Annotated in this window: 20 protein-coding genes; 17 read left to right on the plus strand and 3 right to left on the minus strand. The window is 40.3% G+C overall.

Going from position 1 to position 22958, the window contains the following annotated elements; translation table 11 throughout:
* The 8 genes from BCG07_RS06000 to fliD all read left to right on the plus strand — a co-directional run.
* The coding region (locus tag BCG07_RS06000) for a flagellar basal body P-ring protein FlgI (RefSeq protein WP_286889271.1) at nucleotides 1-1005 on the plus strand (1005 nt) is incomplete at its 5' end.
* 122 nt (nucleotides 1006-1127) lie between these two features.
* Nucleotides 1128-2123: a flagellar assembly peptidoglycan hydrolase FlgJ gene (gene flgJ / locus BCG07_RS06005; protein WP_286889273.1), complete on the plus strand. Its 996-nt coding sequence runs from the start codon at nucleotides 1128-1130 to the stop codon at nucleotides 2121-2123.
* On the plus strand, nucleotides 2124-4133 hold the full coding sequence (gene flgK / locus BCG07_RS06010; protein WP_286889275.1) for a flagellar hook-associated protein FlgK: 2010 nt from the start codon (nucleotides 2124-2126) through the stop codon (nucleotides 4131-4133). It abuts the gene before it with no gap.
* 2 nt (nucleotides 4134-4135) lie between these two features.
* Nucleotides 4136-5389: a flagellar hook-associated protein FlgL gene (gene flgL, locus BCG07_RS06015; protein ID WP_286889277.1), complete on the plus strand. Its 1254-nt coding sequence runs from the start codon at nucleotides 4136-4138 to the stop codon at nucleotides 5387-5389.
* A gap of 275 nt (nucleotides 5390-5664) precedes the next feature.
* Nucleotides 5665-7068, plus strand: a complete 1404-nt coding sequence (locus tag BCG07_RS06020; RefSeq protein WP_286889279.1) for a flagellin — start codon at nucleotides 5665-5667, stop codon at nucleotides 7066-7068.
* Between the two features lie 304 nt (nucleotides 7069-7372).
* The gene (locus tag BCG07_RS06025) at nucleotides 7373-8770 is read left to right on the plus strand and encodes a flagellin (protein WP_286889307.1); all 1398 of its coding nucleotides are present in this window, start codon (nucleotides 7373-7375) and stop codon (nucleotides 8768-8770) included.
* A 156-nt stretch (nucleotides 8771-8926) separates the two neighbouring features.
* Nucleotides 8927-9352 (plus strand): flagellar protein FlaG, encoded by a 426-nt coding sequence (locus tag BCG07_RS06030; RefSeq protein ID WP_286889280.1) that lies wholly within the window; start codon nucleotides 8927-8929, stop codon nucleotides 9350-9352.
* A 61-nt stretch (nucleotides 9353-9413) separates the two neighbouring features.
* Nucleotides 9414-10853 carry a flagellar filament capping protein FliD gene (fliD, locus tag BCG07_RS06035; RefSeq protein WP_286889281.1) on the plus strand — a complete coding sequence of 480 codons (1440 nt, stop codon included), beginning with the start codon at nucleotides 9414-9416 and terminating at the stop codon, nucleotides 10851-10853.
* 97 nt (nucleotides 10854-10950) lie between these two features.
* Here fliD and BCG07_RS06040 read toward each other — a convergent pair whose 3' ends face one another.
* The gene (locus BCG07_RS06040; RefSeq protein ID WP_286889283.1) at nucleotides 10951-11247 is read right to left on the minus strand and encodes a hypothetical protein; all 297 of its coding nucleotides are present in this window, start codon (nucleotides 11245-11247) and stop codon (nucleotides 10951-10953) included.
* A 4-nt stretch (nucleotides 11248-11251) separates the two neighbouring features.
* The gene (gene fliS, locus BCG07_RS06045; RefSeq protein ID WP_286889285.1) at nucleotides 11252-11653 is read right to left on the minus strand and encodes a flagellar export chaperone FliS; all 402 of its coding nucleotides are present in this window, start codon (nucleotides 11651-11653) and stop codon (nucleotides 11252-11254) included.
* 359 nt (nucleotides 11654-12012) lie between these two features.
* On the opposite strand from fliS, the gene BCG07_RS06050 reads away from it, so the two are divergent.
* Nucleotides 12013-13449, plus strand: a complete 1437-nt coding sequence (locus tag BCG07_RS06050) for a sigma-54 dependent transcriptional regulator (protein ID WP_286889287.1) — start codon at nucleotides 12013-12015, stop codon at nucleotides 13447-13449.
* A gap of 275 nt (nucleotides 13450-13724) precedes the next feature.
* On the opposite strand, the gene BCG07_RS06055 is transcribed toward BCG07_RS06050, so the two are convergent.
* On the minus strand, nucleotides 13725-14318 hold the full coding sequence (locus BCG07_RS06055; RefSeq protein WP_286889289.1) for a DNA-3-methyladenine glycosylase I: 594 nt from the start codon (nucleotides 14316-14318) through the stop codon (nucleotides 13725-13727).
* A gap of 131 nt (nucleotides 14319-14449) precedes the next feature.
* Between BCG07_RS06055 and BCG07_RS06060 the strand changes: the two genes are divergently transcribed.
* The 8 genes from BCG07_RS06060 to fliJ all read left to right on the plus strand — a co-directional run bounded on the left by BCG07_RS06060 (nucleotide 14450) and on the right by fliJ (nucleotide 22898).
* Nucleotides 14450-15562: a sensor histidine kinase gene (locus BCG07_RS06060; protein WP_286889290.1), complete on the plus strand. Its 1113-nt coding sequence runs from the start codon at nucleotides 14450-14452 to the stop codon at nucleotides 15560-15562.
* Nucleotides 15559-17025 carry a sigma-54-dependent transcriptional regulator gene (locus BCG07_RS06065; RefSeq protein ID WP_286889292.1) on the plus strand — a complete coding sequence of 489 codons (1467 nt, stop codon included), beginning with the start codon at nucleotides 15559-15561 and terminating at the stop codon, nucleotides 17023-17025. Before BCG07_RS06060 ends, BCG07_RS06065 begins: the two co-directional genes overlap by 4 nt.
* Before the next feature lie 156 nt (nucleotides 17026-17181).
* Nucleotides 17182-17514 carry a flagellar hook-basal body complex protein FliE gene (gene fliE / locus BCG07_RS06070; protein WP_008132633.1) on the plus strand — a complete coding sequence of 111 codons (333 nt, stop codon included), beginning with the start codon at nucleotides 17182-17184 and terminating at the stop codon, nucleotides 17512-17514.
* A gap of 20 nt (nucleotides 17515-17534) precedes the next feature.
* Nucleotides 17535-19250, plus strand: a complete 1716-nt coding sequence (fliF, locus tag BCG07_RS06075) for a flagellar basal-body MS-ring/collar protein FliF (RefSeq protein ID WP_008132632.1) — start codon at nucleotides 17535-17537, stop codon at nucleotides 19248-19250.
* Nucleotides 19243-20289, plus strand: coding sequence for a flagellar motor switch protein FliG (gene fliG, locus BCG07_RS06080; protein WP_006792737.1), 1047 nt, complete (start codon nucleotides 19243-19245; stop codon nucleotides 20287-20289). Before fliF ends, fliG begins: the two co-directional genes overlap by 8 nt.
* A gap of 3 nt (nucleotides 20290-20292) precedes the next feature.
* Nucleotides 20293-21099 (plus strand): flagellar assembly protein FliH, encoded by an 807-nt coding sequence (fliH, locus tag BCG07_RS06085; RefSeq protein WP_286889295.1) that lies wholly within the window; start codon nucleotides 20293-20295, stop codon nucleotides 21097-21099.
* A gap of 18 nt (nucleotides 21100-21117) precedes the next feature.
* Nucleotides 21118-22452, plus strand: coding sequence for a flagellar protein export ATPase FliI (gene fliI, locus BCG07_RS06090; protein ID WP_006792739.1), 1335 nt, complete (start codon nucleotides 21118-21120; stop codon nucleotides 22450-22452).
* Nucleotides 22452-22898, plus strand: coding sequence for a flagellar export protein FliJ (gene fliJ / locus BCG07_RS06095; protein WP_006792740.1), 447 nt, complete (start codon nucleotides 22452-22454; stop codon nucleotides 22896-22898). The genes fliI and fliJ overlap by 1 nt, the downstream gene beginning before the upstream one ends.
* The last annotated feature ends 60 nt before the right edge of the window (nucleotides 22899-22958 follow it).

Consider the following 22958-nt stretch of genomic DNA (forward strand, 5'->3'; position numbering starts at 1 on the left):
GAAGGGGTTAGATCGAACCAGTTGGTAGGTTATGGCTTAGTAGTGGGTTTACCCGGCACGGGTGAGCAGAGCCGCTTCACTCAGCAAAGTTTTAAAGGCATGTTAAGCAATTTTGGTATTTCGCTACCTGCAAATTTAAGCCCTAAAATTAAAAACGTTGCTGCTGTTGCTGTACATGCTGAATTACCCGCATTTAGAAAGCCAGGACAAACAATTGATATAACCGTTTCATCTATTGGTAGTGCGGGTAGCTTGCGCGGTGGTACGTTATTACAAACGTTTTTAAAAGGGGCTGATGGCAATGTATATGCCGTAGCTCAAGGTAGCTTAATAGTGGGGGGCTTAGGTGCCCAAGGCGCTGACGGCAGTCGGGTTGTTATTAATACCCCAACAGTTGGCCGTATTCCAAATGGCGCAACAGTAGAGCGTGAAGTTAAAAGTCCGTTTATGCAAGGCGATTTTATTACGTTTAACTTAAACCGCCCTGATTTTACAACGGCAAAGCGCCTTGAAAAAACAATTAACGATTTAGTCGGCCCTAACAGTGCAAAAGCAATTGATTCTGTGTCTGTTCGTGTGATTGCCCCTCGAGATGCTTCTCAACGCGTGTCTTATTTATCAACGCTTGAAAACCTTGAATTTAAACCTGCAGATATGTCTGCAAAAATTATTGTTAACTCGCGTACAGGCACCATTGTGATTGGTAAAAATGTTAAGTTACAGCCTGCAGCAATAACACATGGCGGGTTAACTGTAACCATTTCAGAGCAACAAAATGTGGCTCAACCTAATGCATTAGCTGAGGGCGAAACCGTTGTAACGCAGCAATCAATTATAGATGTAAATGAAGACGATTCGCGTGCATTTGTGTTTAACCCGGGTGTTAGTTTAGACGATTTAGTTCGTGCTATAAACGAGGTAGGCGCAGCGCCTGGCGATTTAATGGCTATTTTAGAGGCCCTTAAAGAAGCCGGAGCAATAAACGGTCAACTTGTTGTTATTTAATATTTATTAAGCTTTAGCAAAGCCTTTGCTAAAGCTTCCCTTTCACTCCCTCATTCACATTTTCAATCTGGCTTAATTTTTGCATTTTAATTTGTATTATTCATTATTGTGTCAAAAAGCTGATGGAAACTAATCATCTAGACAAACAAAACTTTTTTGATTTAGGCAATTTAGATTCACTTCGTAAAGAAGCCTTAAGCGGTGGTGATGCATCAACCGATGCATCTAAAGCCGCTCTTAAAAAAGCAGCTGCGCAATTTGAAGCTATTTTTACCCAAATGCTACTTAAAAGTATGCGTAAAGCTAACGAAGCGTTTGAAGATAAAGAAAGCCCACTTAACTCAAGTAGCGTTAAGTTTTTTGAAGACATGCATGATCAACAGTTATCTACTGAGCTTTCATCAAATGGGTCTTTAGGCCTTGCTGATTTAATTGTTCAGCAGTTATCGCCAGACGGCAAAACTTTTATGCCGGGTTCTGTTTTGAGAACCACCAATGACTTTTTAAGTGATATGCGTGCGGGCTCATCGCTTCCTCATACCCAAAATGAAGAAAAAGCTGCTGTTAATGTTCAAAACGATAAAACCGATTCTAAAGTGCCTGAAGCTCCTTCAGCGCCATTCAAAAGTACTGAAGAGTTTGTAACTACAGTATGGGAACACGCTAAAACAGCAGCACAAAAAATTGGCTTAAACCCTGCAGTTATGGTTGCACAAGCAGCACTTGAAACCGGTTGGGGTAAGCACATTATTAATAAAAGCGACGGTAACAGTTCAAATAACTTATTCAATATCAAATCAGATAAAAGCTGGGATGGCGAAAAAGCAAGTAAAGTAACCTTAGAGTTTGAACAAGGAACGCCTGTTAAAAAACAAGCAAGCTTTAGAGCTTATGACTCAATAAAAGAGAGCGTAAACGACTTTGTTGATTTTTTAACCCAAAACCCACGCTACCAAGAAGCATTACAAAATACAGCTAAGCCAAGCGAGTTTTTAGATTCATTACAAAAAGCCGGCTACGCAACGGATCCCAATTACGCTAGTAAAATAAAAAAAGTGCTTAACAGTGCTCAATTAAAAGATGTTGCAGCCAGTGTTATTCGCCAAGGAGTAAAGTAAATGTCGTTTAACTTATTAAACATTGCCAGTTCTGGGGTTAGAGCAAATTCGGAACTACTGCAAACGACAAGTAAAAATATAGCGAATGTAAATACCGAAGGCTATGTGCGAGAGCGCACAGAGCATACAACTATGGTCGATAACCAGGTAGGAAAAGGAGAAACCTATCGCTTGTTAAACCAGTTTGCCCAAGAGCAACTCAACAGAGATACCTCTAATAAAACGTTTTTTGATCAATTTGTTACTGAGGCAAACCGTGTAGATACCATTTTTTCTGAAGAATCTAATAATTTATCAACCGGTATCAATTCGCTTTTCAACAACGTGCAAGAGGCATTAAACCAGCCTTCTTCATCTGTTGCTCGCTCATTGGTAATGACTGATGCGCAAAGCCTAGTTGATCAAATGGATAGACTTTCAGGCATAGTGCTTGAGCAGCAAAGCATAGTGAACGAACAACTCGAGATTTTTTCTGATGAGGCTAATTCATTAATTCAAAATATTAATACGCTAAACCAAGAAATAGCGGTAGTAAACGGAACAAATAACGCATCAGACGCAAGCTCTATTTATAACCAGCGCGACTTAGCGATTCGTGAATTATCAGAGCTTGTTGATATAGAAACACTTGATGGCCCTAATGGCGAAAAACTCGTCTTTATGGGCAGCGGTGAATCTTTAGTTATGGAAAACGGTACATTTAACTTGTTTTCACTGTCGGGCGACCCTGATCCTAATTTTAAAGAACTCACACTTGACGTAAATGGCGGCAAAGCTGTGCCGCTAGAAATAGATTCAAGTAAATTAAAAGGCAAAATTGGCGGCTTACTCGCATTTAGAGATGACATCTTAGTGCCAGCACAAAACCAAATAGGCCAAATGGGGTTGGCAATTGCCGATGCGTTTAACGAACAAAATAAACTCGGTATGGATGCTAACGGCGAGTTAGGCGGTGATATATTTAATATACCTACTGTCGGTGCTTATGCGTATAAAGATAATAGCGGTGGTGTTACTAATATGACAGCCACAATAGAACCCGGCAAAGGCAGTGAATTACCGGCTAGTGACTTTATTATTACCTACACCGCCAATGCTGATGAAGTAAGTATTCAACCTATTGACAATAAAGGTGAACCAGTAGGTAGCGCCTCTTTAGCTACTATACCAGCATCAGGTGTTATTAACTCTGATGACATTACAAGTGGAGAGTCATTTGGTTTACAAATTAACGTTTCAGGGAGTGGTGTTGAAGGTGATCAGTTTCAAATAAAATTAAACTCAGAAGCCGCTACCAGTATTACACTTGCTACCAGTCGCGGTGAAGACCTAGCGCTTGCTTCACCAATTCGTACAGCAAATAGTATCGACAATACAAGTACAGCAACTATTTCAGCAGGAGAGGTAACAAGTGTTACCTCCGGTGGTTTTACTTCGGGGCCGGGATTAACAAACGGTGAAATAACCTTAGTTAAAACAGGCACTGCAAACGAATACCAAATTACAGATGCAAGTGGTACTTCAACATTTACTATTACGCCTCCGGCTGAAGGTATGCTCGCCCAAGCAGGCGCACCTTTTGATAGCTACGGCTTTGACTTTGACATTGAAGGCACGCCAGCCACTGGAGACACGTTTACTCTTGAATTTAACGAAGGCGGCTTTGATGATAACCGTAATGGTTTAAAGCTAGCTGATTTACAAAATGGCGAATTAGTTCGTAAAAATGTAGTAACTACAGCTACAGCCGACAATCACGACACATTTAATCAAGCCTATTCAGGCTTAGTGAGCGATATAGGTGTAGTAACCGGCCAAGCAATTACCAGTGCAAGTGCATTTGATGCACTAGCTCAGCAATCAGAGGCGTGGTATGAGTCGCTCTCGGGTGTAAACCTAGATGAAGAGGCCGCTAATTTACTGCGTTTTCAGCAATCATATTCAGCATCAGCGCAAGTATTGGCTGCAGCTCAAGAAATTTTTGACACCTTATTAAGTGCGGCGAGGTAATTATGCGTTTATCAAATAACTTAATGTACCAAAACAATATAAATAAAATACTCGACAATCAACAAAGTGTTGCCAATGCACAAGAACAAGTAACGACAGGAGAGAAGTATTTAACGACTTCAGAAGCGCCAGCTGCTGTTTCGCAAGGGATGCTGTATTCAAATAAAATACAAACAAACGAGCAGCATTCTAAAAATATTGACCAATTAAATGGTCGCCTAGAAACTGAAGAGACCATCTTACAAAGTATAAATACTAATATTCAACAAGCACAAGAGCTGACTATTCAAGCAGGTAATGGTGCTTATACACAAGATGATTTAGAGTCTATTGCCGCCGAATTGAGTGAAATACAAAAAACACTCGTCAATTTAATGAATACTCGCTCAGAAGACGGTAAGTTTATTTTTTCAGGCTACCAAGACAGTACCCAACCTTACCAATTTGACTCTACTACGGGTGAATATACTTATAACGGAGATCAAGGCCAGCATGTAATTACCATTGCTGAAGGCGTAAGTATTAAATCTAGCGATAACGGTTTTGATACATTCGAGAAAACTGATGCACGCTTGAATGTTGCGTCAAATGCAGCCACAGTCTCGGGTTCTATTACAGCGGCAAGTGTTTATGTTGATGGCCAAACTGAGTTTGACAACTTCCATCAAGCAAATTACAACGCAGACCCAACAGCCTCAGCGACTGCAAATACATATAGTGTACTTGTAAGCCCGGGTGCTACGGCTGACGATCCCCAAACTTACGAAATATACAGAGATGGTGCTCCACTAACACCAACAGTAACGGGTGAAGTTACTGATGAGCCTATCGACTTTGCAGGTATGAAAATTGAATTTGAAGGCACAGCACCAGGCCAACTCGATTTTAGCCTTGAAAAGCCAGGTAAAGAAAACGTACTCAATACACTACAAGCACTTATTACCGGCCTTAACGATGGCACACTTGAAGGTGATGACTTTCAGCAAGTACTTGCTGATGGCTTAGTGCAATTACAAAACGCCAGCGAGCAAGTTGTATTTACACAAGCAAGTTTAGGCGGGCGTATGAATGCACTTGAAAGAGTAAGTGACTCTAACCTTGCACAAGATATACAAAATAAAAGTAATCTATCTGACTTAGTTGAAGTAGACATGGCAGAAGCTATTAGTGAACTCACTAAACAAGAAACTGCACTGCAAGCATCGCAAGCCACGTTTGGCCGTTTAACAAACCTTTCTTTATTTGATTACTTATAAACTGATTATAAGCAGAAATACCTTGCCGCTTTAGTTAATACAAAGCGGCAAAAACCTCCCTAAAAATAGCGGCAATAAATTGTCGTCACTCCCGCTAAATAGATAACTTATTATTAACTTATAACTAACCCTTTAAAAATTCATTTAAAACATGGTGTTATATGTATCTTAAAGTTGGCACAGTAAATGCTTTTCTAATAATTAGAAATTATCGAATAGTGGTTCCTGTTAAAACGTGTTGAACCACACTCTGTTTAAACCTAGGAGATGGTAAAATGGCATTAACAGTAAATACTAATGTGTCGTCACTAAACGCACAACGCAACTTAACAAAATCTGGTGAAGGCCTAGCAACCTCAATGGAGCGCCTAGCTTCTGGTATGCGCATTAATAGCGCAAAAGATGATGCCGCAGGCCTACAAATTTCAAATAGATTAACGTCCCAAATAAATGGCCTAGCTGTTGCTCAACGAAATGCTAATGATGGTATTTCAATGGCGCAAACCGCTGAAGGTGCAATGAATGAATCAACTAATATCCTTCAGCGTATGCGCGAGCTGGCATTGCAATCTGCGAATGGCTCAAATTCTGATTCGGATAGAGCAGCCTTACAGAAAGAAGTAAGTGCATTGCAAACTGAACTAACTCGCATAGCCGATACAACGTCATTTGGTGGACAACAGTTATTAGATGGTTCGTATGGTACGAAAAAGTTTCAGGTTGGCGCGAATGCTAATGAAACTATATCTATGACAATGGGGAGCGTTGCTGCTGCTGATATTGGGAATAATGTAGTGACTGGTAGTGGTACAGTGTTTGGAGATGCTGAAAATACAGATTTAGCTACAAGCTTAGCCAGATTGACTAATGCAGGTGTAGAAGTCGGAGTGGTTGGATTTGATAACTCAATAACGATTGCAGATGGAACTGGTGCTGCTACTGCAGCAGAGCAAGTTAATAATGCAGGTTGGGGTATTGAGGCTACAGCATCTGTAACCACAACATTATCTGCTTTTGACTCATCTTCAGGTGGTATATTAACGTTAGGTGATAACACATTTGACTTAGCTGCATTTAATGGCGATATTGAAAAGCTAGCAGAGCAGATGAATAAAGTTGGTATTGAGACTACGATTGATAGCTCTTCTCAACTTACTTTAACCGCTAAAGATATAGATGGCGTAGAGTTATCGGCATTTACAGGAGGGACTGCTTCACTTGGCTCAGGAACTCCTGCTGGTGCACAAAGCGTTACCTCTACATTAGAGCTAAGTTCTGGGGATGATTTTGGACTTACAGGCACAGCTATGGACGAGGTTTTTGGCTCATCTGTGACTGCAACATCGGGCGCATCAACTTTAAATAAAGTTAGTGACTTGGATGTTTTAACTCAAGATACTGCGCAAGACGCAATAGCAGCTATTGATGGGGCGATCAACTTCATTGATAGTCAAAGAGCTGACTTGGGTGCAATACAGAATCGCTTTGGGCATACGATAAGTAATCTAGCAAACATATCTGAAAATGTATCTGCGTCGCGAAGCCGTATCCAAGATACCGATTTTGCTACAGAAACAGCACAGATGACAAAAAACCAAATATTACAACAAGCGGGTACATCAATACTTTCTCAGGCAAATCAAATACCACAAGCAGCAATTAGTTTATTAGGCGGCTAATTATTAGGTCAACTAATAACAGGTACACAAACGCACTTTATCAAGTGCGTTTTTTGTTTTTAGGTGATGAAAATCCACTTTAAGTATAACGTTTGATCTACATTTGAAATAATTTAAATTGTTTTTTTGTTTTAAAACAGTTTGTTATGAATTTTTTGATAAGTAAATTAATTTATTTGTTAAATACTTCTAAAGATAATAAATCATCTGCCGTTAACTTAATCAGTACAGAGCTTGAGCATGCAATTGTGACAGCTCTTGGTTAAATCAAAACAGCAATATTACGAAAGTAATCAGGAGTTTTATTATGATTTCAGTAAACACGAATGTATCTTCATTAAACGCTCAACGTAACCTATCGCAATCAGGTTCTGACCTTGCTACATCAATGGAGCGATTAGCTTCAGGTATGCGTATCAATAGCGCAAAAGATGATGCGGCAGGCCTACAAATTTCAAACCGTTTAACCTCACAAGTAAATGGTTTAGCAGTAGCACAGCGTAACGCTAACGACGGTATCTCAATGGCGCAAACAGCTGAGGGCGCGATGAATGAGTCAACTAACATATTGCAACGTATGCGTGAGTTGGCATTGCAATCAGCAAATGGTTCTAATTCTGATGATGATCGAAATGCGCTACAAAAAGAAGTATCTGCATTGCAAACTGAATTAACACGCATAGCGGATACAACTTCATTTGGTGGTAAGCAATTATTAGATGGAAGCTTTGGTACTACCAAGTTTCAAGTAGGCTCTAATGCAAATGAAACTATTTCAATGACACTCGGAAACGTAGCTTCTGACGCTATTGGTAATGAAGTTGTAGAAGGGGCCGCTGATGTTTTGGGTACTGCTGCTGCAACTGATCTTGATACTATACTAGGTGATGTTACAGCTGATACTTTGAAAGCTATTGGTTTTGATAAATCTGTATCTGTTGTTGCCGATACTGGTGCAAATGACATTGCGAGCAGTATAAATACTGCCGGTTGGGGAGTAAAGGCAGAGGCTGTTGTTGAAACAACGTTATCAAATCTTACTACTGCTTCGGTTGGAACATTAAACATTGGTGATGATAGTTTTGATTTAGCTGCTTTTAATGGTGATGCAGATAAACTTGCAGAACAACTGAATAAAGTTGGTATTGAGGCTTCTAATGACAATGGAACGATTTCTATAAAAGCAACAGGCGTAAATGGTATCGAAGTTGTAGGAAGTTCCACAGCAGGGACAGTTACTTTAGGCACAAATGCTACAACTGATGCAGCAGCAGACGCAGCAGTTGCTTCTGAGCTTAAACTATCTTCAGGTGAGGCATTTAATATTTCAGGAACAACTGTAGATGAAATTTTAGACTTAAATGCTGGAGGTGGTGCATCTACTTTAAGTAAAATTTCTGATGTTGATATCACAACAGTAGACGGTGCTCAAAATGCTCTAGCAGCAATTGACGGTGCTATCTCAGCTATTGATTCACAACGTGCAGATATTGGTGCGATTCAAAACCGCTTTGGTCACACAATTAGCAATCTATCTAATATCTCTGAAAATGTATCTGCTTCACGTAGCCGTATTCAAGATACAGACTTTGCAACCGAAACAGCTGAAATGACGAAAAACCAAATCTTGCAACAAGCAGGTACATCAATCTTATCGCAAGCGAATCAGTTACCACAAACAGCACTTAGCTTATTAGGTTAATAAGTTAAAAGTAATAGCTTAATGGTTAGCTAACTAATACATAAAGTCAGTATTAGTATTTTAAAAAAGGAGGTGGCTTTAGCTACCTCCTTTTGTGGTTTAAGAATATAAACTAAGCTATTGTTGGTTTAATTAAGTGAAAAATAGGAATCTGTTATGAATACAATTACTTCAAACGCAGAAATTACAACATTACCGACCCCCGTTGCTGGTGATGATAAGCAAGCGGGGCAAGCTGCTCGTTCTTTGACTGAGCGAGCGGTTGATGATGTAAAGCAGACGGATGCTCAAAATCAACAAAAATTACAGCAAAATCAATACAACAATAATAATCAAGATGAAAATATTCAGCCGTTAGAGCGCGAACAGCTAGAACAAATGGCGCAACAATTGCAGGATTTTATGGGTGAAATGAATCGCAGTTTGCAATTTAAAGTTGATGAAGATTCAGGCCGTGATGTAATCAAAGTGCTCGATAAAAACAGTGGCGAAGTTATTAAGCAATACCCTTCTGAGGAAGTATTAAGCCTAGTTTCTAAACTGTCTGAATCTGCTGGTATTTTAATTGATCAAACGGTTTAGTCGGTAGTTGTAATTACTAATACTAAGTTAGCTTATTTTTAGGTATTTAAAGAGGTGAAGTATGTCTATTTCGTTTAATGGTTTGGGCTCTGGCTTAGCGGTATCAGACATTGTGGATGCATTAGTTAATGCTGAGCAGGCCCCTGCTGAAGCTCGTTTAAATACTACCGAAAGTAATTTAACTACTGATATATCAGCTGTTGGAGCATTAAAGTCTGCCCTTGAGAAAGTACAAACATCAATGGAAGCTTTAGGCGACAGCGATAATTATCAAAAGCGTACAGCATCTGGTAATGATGATTTTATATCGATAAGTGCTGATCAAGACGCTCAACCAGGTAGCTACAATGTAAAGGTAGATGCATTAGCACAAGCGCATAAATTATCATCTCCTGCATTTGCAGCCGATGAAGCTATTGGCGCCGGTATAATTACAATAGGCTCTGGTGAAAACAGTTTTTCTACTGTTTTATCGGCAACTAATACTTTAGAAGATTTACGCGACCAAATTAATAACGGCCCTTTTACAGGCAATGACAGTAACGACTCGGTGGTGGCGACTATAGTAACCAGTGACTCAGGCCAGCATTTAGTACTTACTAGTAAAGAAACCGGTGAAGACAACGCAATTACTATTACGGTACAAGATGACGATGGTAATAATACCGATACAGGTGGGCTTTCACGGTTAGCTTACGATGTGTCTGACGCAGACCCACTAAACCATACTACAAACTTAACTGAAGTGAACGCTGCACAAAATGCACAAATAACAATTGATGGCACATTAACGGTATCAAGTAATACGAATGAGTTTAGTAATGTAATTGATGGCGTGGATATTACCGCTAAAAAATTGCATGATGCTGATGACGATATAAGTGATATTTCAGTCACTGAAAATAATAATAATATACAAGCAGGTTTAAATAGCTTTATCGAAAGCTATAATGAGCTGCTAGAACTGAGCAACAATTTAGGCGCATCTAGTGAAGCTGGCGCAGGTGTAATGGCGGGTGATTCACTCCTTCGTGGTGTTATGTCAAAACTACGTAGTGAAATAACTGAATCAGTAGATTTAGGTGATGGTAATTCATTATCACTTTCGCAATTAGGTGTTGAAACAGATCGCTATGGTGTTTTAACACTCAATACTGAAACACTAAACGAGCAAATAGAATCTAACGTTGATTTAGTACAGCAGTTTTTTGTAGGTGATGACGAAGACGAGGGCGGTTTTGCGCAATCTTTTGATGAGCTTATGAGCTTTTATACAGACTCTGACGGCATTATCCAAAACCGTATAGACAGTAAAACTAACCAACTAGACGATTTAGATGATCAGCGCCTCAGCCTTGCGAGTAAAATGGAATCGTTATCTGACAGGTTATACGCCCAGTACAACGCGATGGATTTACTAGTCGCGAGCCTTAACTCTACAAGTAGTTATGTGCAAGCGCAGCTTGAAAATATGCCTGGTGTGGTGAGTAACAATTCATAACTAGTAAAAATTTGTAAGTCCCTATATAAAGAAAACCGTTTTATAAACGGTTTTTTTTATGCCCAATTAAGTTTAAATAGCGCTGTGCGATACTTAGTTAAACTGACTTGTAGGCAGAGATAGCTTTACCTGTTTTTTTTTGCTTAATTATGGCTTTAGATGATTCATTTTTTACAGCATTTGCTTGTTTGCTAATGTTGTTTATGTTGGTTTGAACTGCCATAAGCTGTTTGGCGTTAGGCGGGGTTTCGCTTTCGCACCAGCGCTTAAGCTCACTATTTAAAGTATCCATAATTGGTTTAGCTTCATTAGCTTTATTGCTTTGCACTAATACTTCAATTTGGCTGAGTAATTGGTTAATGTACTCAGCTTTGCCTATTTGCTCTAAAGCCATTAGTTTATACCGCAGGAGTACGCTGATCGACAGGAATACTATCCCAGCCTTCTTTTATTTCTTTAATAATGTTAGCTACCTCAGAAATAATCTCAATGTCATTATCTACATTTGCTTGCACAAGGCGTCTTTGGCAGTAGTCATAAAGTGCTAATAAATTACTTGAAATGCTAGGGTCTTGTTCAACTTCTAAGTTAAGCGCATCTTGCAGTGCACCTAATAATAAAATGCAGGCAGAGAGATTTTCGCCTTTTTTTTCTATTTCTTTGCGCTCAATAAAACCCTTAGTAGCAGCTAAGCGGCCAATAATATTACTAAAAATAAGGTTTATTTGTTCATACGGGGCCATTTCTGCAATGTTACTTGCACGAACTTGACTGTATTTTTTCAGTGAGACATGTGCCATGGGAAAATCCTAAAATTTAACGACTAAAATTATGTAAAACTTATATCAAAATAAAAAGCAATATTAGTGCCAAGCGTTTTACATTTGTATAGTTATCGGCATTGTTACTTTTAACTTAAGTAAATAATAGCTTATATATTTTGTGTATTGGGTAATTAATGATTTAAATTTTTAGTTAGCTTTTATATGGGGGGTTATATATTAATACTTAATAGTTAATTCTTAAGTATGACTGAATTAACGAGTGCGTCTGTTTTTTGGCGTTTATGTCAAAAAACTGCCGCTATCACTTGCATCCGTGCTTAACTGGCTTACAATTTAGTTAATTAAATTAAAGAGTGAAGCACGGCTCGCTAACTATGATCCTGATTTTAGATAATAATAACAATCGCTCTATTGGGTTAAATGCATCACTTGGTTTTATCGGTGAGGCGACTCATCGTTTAGATGAAGACAACTTTGAACAAGAGTGTGCAAAATATCAGCAGCATGAATGCATGGTCATTTTAGGGGCTTTACAGTCTCTCGATCACGAAAACTTAATTAAGCGCTACCCAACACTTCCATTTTTATTAATAGGTGAAACGTTAAGACCATTACTTAGCATTGCTAATGTAGTTGGACTTATTTGTGAGCCATTTAATCATGAAGTGACCACACAGTTGCTTCATGATTGCCAGCAGTATCATCGTATGTTGCCGGGGGAGCACAAAAATACTCAGCCACATAAATCTTTTGATGGCCTTGTAGGTGAAACACAAGCTGTAAAAGAGGTTCGTTTTTTAATTGAACAAGTAGCAAAAACAGATGCAAACGTTTTAATTTTAGGTGAGTCAGGTACTGGTAAAGAAGTGGTTGCACGTAACGTTCACTTGCTATCTAAACGAAGTACGGGGCCATTTGTGCCTGTAAACTGTGGAGCTATACCTGCAGAACTACTAGAAAGTGAACTTTTTGGCCACGAAAAAGGGGCGTTTACAGGGGCTATTTCTGCGCGTAAAGGCCGTTTTGAGTTGGCGCAAGGCGGTACGCTGTTTTTAGATGAAATTGGTGATATGCCGCTACAAATGCAGGTTAAACTTTTACGCGTATTACAAGAACGAAGCTATGAGCGTGTAGGTGGTACTAAGGCGATTCAAGCTGATGTACGTGTTATTGCTGCAACACACCGCAACCTCGAAACCATGATTGAAGCTGGCAGCTTTCGTGAAGATTTATATTACCGGTTAAATGTATTCCCTATAGAGAACCCGTCGTTAAGTGAGCGTGCTGATGACATTCCGTTACTACTTAAGGAGTTAATGCGTCGCGTAAACGAGCAAACGGGCACGACAGCTAAATTTACTGAGCGAGCAATCGAAAGTTTAAAAGAGCATGCATGGCCGGGTAATATCCGTGAGCTTGCGAATTTGGTTGAGCGAATGGTTATAATGTTCCCTGAAAAAGTAGTGGACATCCCTGATCTACCCAATAAATATCGTTACATTGAGGTAGATGCTTATGAGCCTGAATACCCTGAAGAACTTATGGAAAAAGATGCCTTTAACGATATATTCAGCACAGGGTTTAGTGATTATGACAATGAGCCAGAGCCTGAATTTAACCAAGCTGGCTCAGGCGTATTACCCGAAGATGGCATTGAGCTTAAAGAGTATTTAGCAGAGCTTGAAATAAGCTTAATTACACAAGCTTTAGAGCGTTTTGATTACGTTGTTGCGCGCGCCGCAGAAATATTAGGTGTAAGACGTACAACACTGGTCGAAAAAATGAAAAAGTATAACCTTTCTCGAGATTAGCAGTACGAAAATGGTGAAATACTCTTTGTTATTTTTATTCATTTTTGAGCAATTAATTTACGGGCTTTGCCCGTCGCGCAAGCAAGCTTGGCGTCTACAAGATAAACGCAAACTTAGACTTTGATGCTAGACGCTGAGCTTACTTGCGTGAAAAGTGTAGCTTTTAATTACTTAAACACATATCTGAAAAATGAGGGTAAATGAGTGAATATAACTAAATTTTACGTTACTTCTCAAAAGCGCAGCGCCTCTTAACCTCTTTGTGAGCAAATTACTTACCCATTAAACGCCTGTATAATTTCATCTTTTCTAAAGCAGTCATTACTATGATCGTTAACCATACCGCAGGCCTGCATATGAGCGTATACCGTGGTAGGGCCTAAAAATTTAAAGCCGCGCTTTTTTAAATCCTTTGCGAAGGCTGTTGATTCTTTGGTGATTGCAGGCGTCTCTTCGGTATAATTTAAATTGCTCACGATCGGTTTGTTATCAACAAACCGCCATTGATACGCGCTAAAACTGCCAAATTCTTTTTGAATGTTTATAAATTGCTTGGCATTATTTATTGTGGCGTTAATTTTTAAACGGTTTCGTACGATATTTTCATCAAGCATTAAACGCTCAACATCGTCTTGGGTAAACAACGCGACTTTATCTACATTAAAATTAGCAAATGCATTTTTATATCCTTGTCGTTTTTTTAAAATGGTATACCAACTTAAGCCTGCCTGAGCCGACTCTAGCGTTATAAATTCAAACAGTGTTTGGTCATCGTAAACAGGGACGCCCCATTCTAAATCGTGATATAAAACGTAATCGGGCTTGGTGGCGTCTAACCAAGCACATCGGCATTTTTTTTGCTCACTCATACATATTCCTTTTTATGCGCGTCATTTTTATGTCACGCTATTATTATTGTAAGTCAATGAAAATAATGTAAATAAATTTTGGTACACATTGTGCATTAAGCTCTGTATCTATACAAATTCGAGATTTGATTATGGCCCTTGCGAGCGTGCTTAAACCACAGTTTATTTCTGCAAATCAGTATAACCCATGTTTACTTCAAGAGGAGTACATAGGTGAGTTAAGCGATCTGCGTCAGCAAGCAAGTTGGCTTTCACATTTAGTTGATACCATGCCCGCAGGTGTGGTTGTGCTTGATGGTAAAGGAATGATTGCAAAGGCCAACCAAATAGCCATTGATATGTTAGGCGAACCTTTAGAAGGTGAAAAGTGGTTTAGCGTTATTCAACGCTCTTTTAGACCGCATCAAGACGATGGTCACGAAGTATCGCTTAAAGATGGCCGTTTAATTAAGCTTGATATAACAGCGTTAGCGCCCGAGCCGGGCCAGCTAATTTTAATGACCGATTTGAGTGAAACACGCCGTTTACAAAAGCGAGTTGCTCATATGCAGCGCCTAAGTGCTTTGGGTAAAATGGTGGCGTCGCTTGCACATCAGGTTCGAACCCCACTTTCAGCGGCCATGCTTTATGCTGCTAATTTGGGCTCTAAGCGTTTACCCGAGGCATCTCGCGATAATTTTCAAAGCAAGTTGATGTCACGCTTAAAAGATTTAGAAACTCAAGTAAACGATATGCTACTTTTTGCCAAAAGTGGCGACAAACAAGTTGTTGAGCAAGTGTCTATGCAGCAGTTACTCAGTGAGGTAAAAGCGGGTGCTGATGCTATGGTGACACTAAATGACAGTCATTTAGCTGTTAACCTCCCAGAGCCAGATATTCAAATAACAGGCAATAAATCAGCCATAGCCAGCGCAATTCAAAATTTAATCCATAACAGTATTCAAGTCATTGGGGCAGGCGCTGAAGTAAAATTAAGTGCTGCGACTGACGAGCAAAATCCAGATTTTGTTCGTATCAGTGTATCCGATAACGGCCCAGGTATTGATTTAACTCAAGCAGAAAAAATATTTGAACCGTTTTATACCACTAAAAGTCAAGGTACGGGATTAGGGCTTGCTGTTGTGAGTTCAGTTGCAAACGCACATCAAGGGCGTGTTGACGTGACTAATAATAAAGGCGGTGGAGCATGCTTTAGTTTGCTTTTACCTATTCGCACCGCATCTAAATTAGAGGAATCATTATGAGTAACACTATTTTAGTTGTAGAAGATGATGCAGGGCTTCGTGAAGCCCTAATTGATACACTCGAAATGTCGGGGATTGAATGTATTGCGGCTAATTGTGCAGAGCAAGCCATGTTATTGCTGAAAAAAGAGCAATTTTCGCTGGTGGTGAGTGATGTACAAATGGGCACTATGAGTGGGCTTGATTTACTACGCAGTATTAAATTAAATCACCCTGATTTACCCGTATTGATGATGACCGCGTATGCAACAATTGATGATGCAGTAGAGGCTATGCGCTTGGGCGCTATTGATTACATGGCAAAGCCGTTTGCACCTGAAGTTTTACTCAATATGGTAAGTCGATACTTACCTGAAAAAGCAAAAGAGACCGACGGCCCCATTGTTGCCGACCCAAGCAGTATTCAACTTTTAGAGTTAGCAAGTAAAGTTGCACGCTCTGATGCGAGCGTTATGGTGCTAGGCCCAAGTGGTTCAGGTAAGGAAGTGCTTGCACGGTATATTCATGATAAATCGAACCGATGCGATGCGCCGTTTGTGGCAATTAACTGTGCAGCAATTCCTGAAAATATGCTTGAAGCAACCTTATTTGGGTATGAAAAAGGCGCGTTTACAGGCGCAATTCAAGCGTGTCCTGGTAAGTTTGAGCAAGCGCAAGGCGGTACTATATTGCTCGACGAAATAACAGAAATGGATTTAGGGCTGCAAGCTAAACTACTTCGTGTGTTGCAAGAGCGCGAAGTAGAGCGCTTAGGTGGAAGAAAAACAATCCAGTTAGATGTACGTATACTTGCAACAAGTAACCGCGATTTGAAAGAAGCGGTTACCGAAAACCAATTTAGAGAAGATTTATATTACAGGCTTAATGTGTTTCCTTTGATGTGGCGACCACTTTGTCAGCGACCTGGAGATATCCTTGTATTGGCTAAGCATTTAATTGAGCGCCACTTAAACAAAAGTAAAGAGCCTATGGCTTATCTTGATAGTGCCGCAGAGAAAAAATTACTTGCTCATTCATGGCCTGGTAATGTGCGTGAGCTTGATAACGTAATACAACGTGCGTTAATACTTAGGACTGGGGATACTCTAAACGAGCATGCTATTTTCATTGAAAACATAGCGGCGACAGATTTTGTAATGGAGCCTGCATCTGTCAGCGCGCAAAATACTAGTCAGCAGCAAGTAAATGCTACTAATAGAGATATTGACCAAGGCACTATGAGTTCAGCGTATTATGACGAACAGTCATCTCCAGCCGAGCCAACAAAACAAGACTTATTGGCTGTTGATACGGGAAGTTATAAGGATGAGCTAAAAGATAAAGAGCATCGCATTATTTTAGAAACGTTAGCAAGATGCCAAGGTAAGCGAAAAGATGTCGCTGAAACGCTAGGTATAAGCCCTCGTACATTACGTTATAAATTAGCGCAGATGCGCGACTTAGGTATTTCACTCCCCGCATAACATCATTTTTGCCCTAAATTTAGCTATTGAATTTAGGGCTGTCAAAACTCTGACTTGTCAAATTACTTCCAACTCATTGAAATTATTAATTTAATTTTTTGGCATGCTTTGTGCTTTATTCATGTTAAGAGTTAACTGCATTGTCAGAGACAAATTATGAAAATTCAAAACAGCGCTGTATTTCAAGAAATGCAATCAATGGCTTTAGAGGCTGGCCGTAATAATCAAATCGAAAGACTGCCAGTAAAAACACAAGCCTCATCAACCGCTCAATTTGGCGATATGCTATCGGATGCAATTAATACTGTGCACGGTTTGCAGCAAGACGCTAAACAAAAAGTAGTGGCGGTAGAAACAGGCGACAGAAGCGTGTCTTTGGCTGAAGCAATGATTGCTTCTCAAAAGTCGTCAGTTGCATTTGAAGCGACAGTGCAGGTTCGTAATAAACTTGTCGAAGCTTACAAAGAAATCATGAACATGCCTGTTTAACTAGGTAGTGGAGAATTATTGTGGCGCAATCTAATCAATCAACCGATCTGGCTCTTGCTACTGGTGAAATGGACCAAAGCGATAGCGACGATCAACAAGAACAGAAATCAGGCTACTTAAGTTCGCTAAATGGCGTTGATTTATTGCGCCAAGTAACTTTAGTTATTGCTTTAGGCATTTGTTTAGCGATTGCTATATTTATTATTATTTGGGCACGTCAGCCAGATATGCGCCCACTTGGTAAAATGCAGACAGAAGAGCTTATTGAAACGCTCGACTTTTTAGACGCACAAAAAATTGAATACCAAGTAGATGGAAATGTAGTGCTCGTCCCTGAAACTGAGTATCAAAATATTAAACTTTTAATGACTCGTGAAGGGCTAGAGCAAGGCCCTACATCGGGTTCAGATATTATTATGCAAGACATGGGGTTTGGTGTAAGTCAGCGTTTAGAGCGTGAACGCTTAAAGCATGGCCGAGAACAACAGTTAGCGCGCACAATTGAAGAGCTCAATAATATTACGCGTGCACGTGTATTGCTTGCCATTCCAAAAGAAAATGTATTTGCGCGCAGAGAGAAAAAGCCTTCAGCAACTGTTGTACTTACTCTTAAGCGTGGGCGTTCGCTAGATAGCGAAGAAGTCGACTCAGTGGTTGATATGGTTGCATCGGCTGTACAAGGTTTAGAGCCGGCTCGTGTAACAGTAACGGATCAAAATGGTCGCTTACTAAATTCAGGCTCGCAAACATCGCTTGCTGCACGTTCACGTAAAGAGTACGACATAGAGCGTAAGCGTGAACAAGAATATCTTGAAAAAATAGACAGTATTTTAATACCTGTTGTAGGGCTTGCAAACTACACTGCACAAGTTGATTTAAGTATGGACTTTAGTGCTGTTGAGGAGACGCAAAAACGCTACAACCCAGATTTACCAGCAGTAAGAAGCGAAACAACATTCGAAGAAAATAATATAGGTGGTTTAGCGGTAGGTATACCTGGTGCACTGACGAATCAGCCTCCAGTAAACTCTAATATCCCTGAAGTAGCAGGACAAGGTGGCGCAGGTAGTGCAACTTCACCATCAAGAACGCATAAAGAAGCGACGCGTAACTATGAGTTAGATACAACTATCTCACATAAGCGCCAGCAAACAGGTGTGATACGCAGAATAAGCGTGTCGGTGGCCGTTGACTACATTCCAAAAGTAGGTGAAAACGGTGAAACCACAATGACACCGCGCTCAGTGGAAGAGCTGTCAAATATTCGTCGTTTATTACAAGGTGGCGTTGGTTTTGACATGCAGCGTGGTGATGCACTTGAAGTGGTAACGGTTCCGTTTGTTCGCGAAGCAACTGATTTTGACATTAGCGTGCCGCTTTGGGAGCAGGATTGGTTTATGAAAATAATCCGCTTGGTACTGGGTGCATTAGTTATTATTGTACTCATAATGGCGGTAGTTAAACCGATGCTTAAACGTTTAATTTACCCAGACGATACACTTGAAGAATATGACGAAGATGCGTTAAGTGCAGGGGTAGACATTGGCGATAGCACGTTGGATATGCTAAACAAAGACTTTGATTCTGCTTCAATTGGTTTCTCAAGCGATGGTACACTGCAGTTACCAGATTTACATGGCGACGAAGACTTACTCAAAGCAATTCGTGCCCTTGTAGCCAATGAACCAGAACTATCATCACAAGTAGTGAAAGCGTGGTTAACAGAAGATGACTGATCAAGATCAAGAACAAAAACAACTTCCAGCAGCGTTTGATGTTGATAAGCTAGACGGTGTAGATAAAGCCGCTATTTTATTACTTAGCTTATCAGAGGAAGATGCAGCCCAAATACTTAAGCACTTGGAGCCTAAACAAGTTCAAAAAGTCGGCATGGCAATGGCTGCGTTAGACGACCTGTCACAGGCTAAAATAAGTGCGGTTCACAACTTGTTTATTGAGCAAATTCAAAGCTTCAGTACTATAGGGTTTCAGTCAGAAGACTTTATTAAAAAGGCGCTTACTGCTGCATTGGGTGAAGATAAAGCGGCCAGCCTTATTGACCAAATTGTTATGGGGTCTGGGGCTAAAGGCCTTGATTCTCTCAAATGGATGGACTCTAAGCAGGTGGCGAATATTATTCGTAATGAACACCCCCAAATACAAACGATTGTATTGTCTTACTTAGAGCCTGAGCAGTCCGCAGAAATTATTGCGCAGTTCCCAGAGAAAGTACGTCTTGATTTAACCATGCGAATCGCCAACCTTGAAGAAGTGCAACCAGCCGCACTGCAAGAACTTAACGAAATTATGGAAAAACAATTTGCCGGACAAGCAGGGGCACAAGCTGCGAAAATGGGTGGCTTAAAAGCCGCGGCAGACATCATGAACTACCTAGATACAAACGTAGAAGGGCAGCTAATGGATTCTATTCGTGAACATGACGAAGAGATGTCTCAGCAAATTCAGGATCTTATGTTTGTATTTGAAAACTTAATGGATGTGGATGACCGTGGTATTCAAGCCATTCTACGAGAAGTACAACAAGATGTATTAATGAAAGCAATCAAAGGTGCAGACGACGGTCTGAAAGACAAAATACTGGGCAATATGTCTAAGCGTGCTGCCGATATGCTGGCTGATGATTTAGAAGCAATGGCGCCTGTACGTATTAGCGAAGTTGAAGCTGCCCAAAAAGAAATTCTATCAACGGCACGTCGTTTATCTGATTCGGGTGAAATTCAGTTAGGCGGTGGTGGTGGTGAGGAGTTCTTGTAAGCCATGAGCAAACTCAAAGGGCGTCCACTTCGAGCTGAAGAAGCAGATGAATTATTAAAACATTGGGCTATTCCCGATGTAGCACCTAACGAAAAAAGCTTTGGTAACCGCTCAACAGCCTATGGCACCCCATTGGGCGAGCTTTATAAAAAAGAGCTTGCCGAAGAAATGCCCGCTGATGAACCCGAAGAGCCCGAGCTGCCAAAGCTTACTATGGTTGAGCTTGAACGCATTAGACAAGATGCTTATGAAGAAGGCCTTAAACAAGGTCATGAACAAGGCTACATTGACGGCTTTGAAAAAGGCGTTAGTGAGGGAAAAGAAGCTGGTTATAAAGAAGGGGTAGAGCTCGGTAAAACTCAAGGCCAAGAAGATATAAAACCGATTATTGAAGAGCAACTAATTAGTCTTAAAGGTATTTTAGAAGCACTTAATACACCGCTAAAAAAAGTGGATGAACAAGCCGAGTTGCAACTTATTCAATTAGCTAGCATGTTGGCTGAAGCAGTTATATACCAAGAAGTACAAACATCGCCAGATGTTATTTTACATACATTAAAACACAGTATTGATTCGTTAAATGCGCAACAAGAAAAAGTCAAAGTGCATCTAAACCCAACCGATCTAGAGGTTATAAAAGATAGCTATGGCGAGCAAACTATAGCAGACAATAACTGGCAACTAGTTCCCGAACCCACGCTTGAAAGAGGTGGATGTGAGGTGAAAACCGCGCAATCTTCTCTCGATATGACTTTAAAAACACGCGTCAAAGAAACGTTGGATAGTTTTTTGCATAATAGTAATATCTAAATATTTTTTAGGCGTACTATGTCTGTGCAAATTGCTTCTTTGAGCGAACGCTTGTCGCAATATCAACAAAACATTAAGCCCTACACACCTGCAGTAGCGGGTATATTAACGCGTGTTGTTGGCCTTACCTTAGAGGCAAAAGGTCTGAGGGCACCTGTTGGTAGTCAATGTAAAATCGAAACCATGAACGGTTTTGTTGACGCAGAAATTGTTGGTTTTAACGACCAAACCTTATATTTAATGCCTAATGATCATATTTCTGGCGTACTGCCAGGTGCCCGAGTAATACCCCAAGTAAATAATTTGGGGTTACCTGTAGGAATGAGCCTACTAGGGCGTGTAGTTGATGGCTTAGGCCGTCCACTCGACGGACTTGGTAAAATTAACGCAGAACATTATTTAAAGTTTGCCCAAAATACAATTAACCCTTTAGCCAGACGTCCGATAAGCCAGCCAATGGACGTTGGGGTGCGTGCTATTAATTCAGTGATCACCGTAGGGCAAGGTCAGCGTATGGGCTTATTTGCAGGCTCTGGTGTAGGTAAGTCTGTACTGCTAGGAATGATGACTAGGGGCAGCGAAGCCGATGTCATTGTAGTTGGTTTGGTTGGTGAACGTGGTCGTGAGGTCAAAGAGTTTATTGAAGAAATTCTTGGAGAAGAAGGGCGTAAACGTTCTGTTGTTGTTGCAGCACCCGCCGATTCATCGCCATTAATGCGTTTAAAAGGTTGTGAAAGTGCAGTGACCATTGCCGAATATTTTAGAGACCAAGGTTTAAATGTGTTACTGCTACTCGATTCAGTAACTCGCTACGCAATGGCTCAGCGTGAAATTGCTTTAGCAGTTGGAGAACCACCGGCAACAAAAGGATACCCACCATCGGTTTTTGCAAAACTACCAGCCTTAGTTGAACGAGCTGGTAATGGGGGGGAAGGGCAAGGTGCTATAACAGCCTTTTTCACAGTGTTAAGTGAAGGCGATGATATGCAAGACCCAATTGCAGACGCTGCACGCGCCATACTAGACGGCCATATTGTACTTTCTCGTGAGTTAGCCGACAGCGGCCATTATCCAGCAATAGATATCGAAAAATCTATATCACGTGTTATGCCCCAAGTGGTTTCAGAGCCTCATATGCAACAAGCGCGAGTACTTAAACAAGTGTATTCAATGTACCAACAAAATAAAGACATGATCACATTAGGCGCCTATCAAAAGGGCACTGATCCCATGCTCGACCAAGCAATAAATATGATGCCAAGAGTAAACGGGTTTTTACAGCAAGGTATGCGTGATGTGATAAGTTATGACGATGGGCTGCAAGGGCTAGCCCAATTATTAGGTCAAGGGTAATGGCTAAAAACAAATTTGACTTGCTGCTAAAACTTGAAAGCGACAAAGAAGAAAGTTTACGTATGAGTTATTTGCAAGCTAATCAAAACTTGCAAGCAAACCAGCAAAAACTTCAAGGCTTAAATGACTTTAGGCTTGAATACTCTCAACAGTTACATTTAAAAGGTCAATCGGGTTTATCAAGCGCTGGTTTTGGGCAGTATCATGCGTTTATAGCAAAAATTGAAGAGGCTATTCGGCAACAAGCAAGTACTGTAAATACGGCAAAGCAAGTTGTTTCACAGCGAAAAACGTTGTGGTTAAAACAGCAAATAAAGGCTAAAGCGGTGGCTAAATTGATTGAAAATCAAAAAATAAAAGCAGCAGCTGTGGTTGCTAAAAACGAGCAAAAAATGCTGGATGAGTTCACATCCAATCAATTTTTTCAGCGTCGCAAACTTTCTTAAGTTAGGCACGTTTATTGCTTTGTTAATGGGTGGTATTTAATTTTGGGCAATGTGCGGTGA

It is taken from the genome of Pseudoalteromonas sp. ESRF-bin5 (assembly GCF_002632075.1).
Classification (GTDB): Bacteria; Pseudomonadota; Gammaproteobacteria; order Enterobacterales; family Alteromonadaceae; genus Pseudoalteromonas; species Pseudoalteromonas marina.

Excerpts from the sequence above, each read along its gene's own strand:
- BCG07_RS06055 (WP_286889289.1), bottom strand. The coding sequence starts at position 14,318 with ATGAGTGAGCAAAAAAAATGCCGATGTGCTTGGTTAGACGCCACCAAG.
- BCG07_RS06065 (WP_286889292.1), top strand. The coding sequence starts at position 15,559 with ATGAGTAACACTATTTTAGTTGTAGAAGATGATGCAGGGCTTCGTGAA.
- fliG (WP_006792737.1), top strand. The coding sequence starts at position 19,243 with ATGACTGATCAAGATCAAGAACAAAAACAACTTCCAGCAGCGTTTGAT.
- fliH (WP_286889295.1), top strand. The coding sequence starts at position 20,293 with ATGAGCAAACTCAAAGGGCGTCCACTTCGAGCTGAAGAAGCAGATGAA.
- BCG07_RS06030 (WP_286889280.1), top strand. The coding sequence starts at position 8,927 with ATGAATACAATTACTTCAAACGCAGAAATTACAACATTACCGACCCCC.
- BCG07_RS06040 (WP_286889283.1), bottom strand. The coding sequence starts at position 11,247 with ATGGCTTTAGAGCAAATAGGCAAAGCTGAGTACATTAACCAATTACTC.
- BCG07_RS06050 (WP_286889287.1), top strand. The coding sequence starts at position 12,013 with ATGATCCTGATTTTAGATAATAATAACAATCGCTCTATTGGGTTAAAT.
- BCG07_RS06060 (WP_286889290.1), top strand. The coding sequence starts at position 14,450 with ATGGCCCTTGCGAGCGTGCTTAAACCACAGTTTATTTCTGCAAATCAG.
- fliI (WP_006792739.1), top strand. The coding sequence starts at position 21,118 with ATGTCTGTGCAAATTGCTTCTTTGAGCGAACGCTTGTCGCAATATCAA.
- fliE (WP_008132633.1), top strand. The coding sequence starts at position 17,182 with ATGAAAATTCAAAACAGCGCTGTATTTCAAGAAATGCAATCAATGGCT.
- fliD (WP_286889281.1), top strand. The coding sequence starts at position 9,414 with ATGTCTATTTCGTTTAATGGTTTGGGCTCTGGCTTAGCGGTATCAGAC.
- flgL (WP_286889277.1), top strand. The coding sequence starts at position 4,136 with ATGCGTTTATCAAATAACTTAATGTACCAAAACAATATAAATAAAATA.
- fliJ (WP_006792740.1), top strand. The coding sequence starts at position 22,452 with ATGGCTAAAAACAAATTTGACTTGCTGCTAAAACTTGAAAGCGACAAA.
- BCG07_RS06020 (WP_286889279.1), top strand. The coding sequence starts at position 5,665 with ATGGCATTAACAGTAAATACTAATGTGTCGTCACTAAACGCACAACGC.
- flgK (WP_286889275.1), top strand. The coding sequence starts at position 2,124 with ATGTCGTTTAACTTATTAAACATTGCCAGTTCTGGGGTTAGAGCAAAT.
- fliS (WP_286889285.1), bottom strand. The coding sequence starts at position 11,653 with ATGGCACATGTCTCACTGAAAAAATACAGTCAAGTTCGTGCAAGTAAC.
- flgJ (WP_286889273.1), top strand. The coding sequence starts at position 1,128 with ATGGAAACTAATCATCTAGACAAACAAAACTTTTTTGATTTAGGCAAT.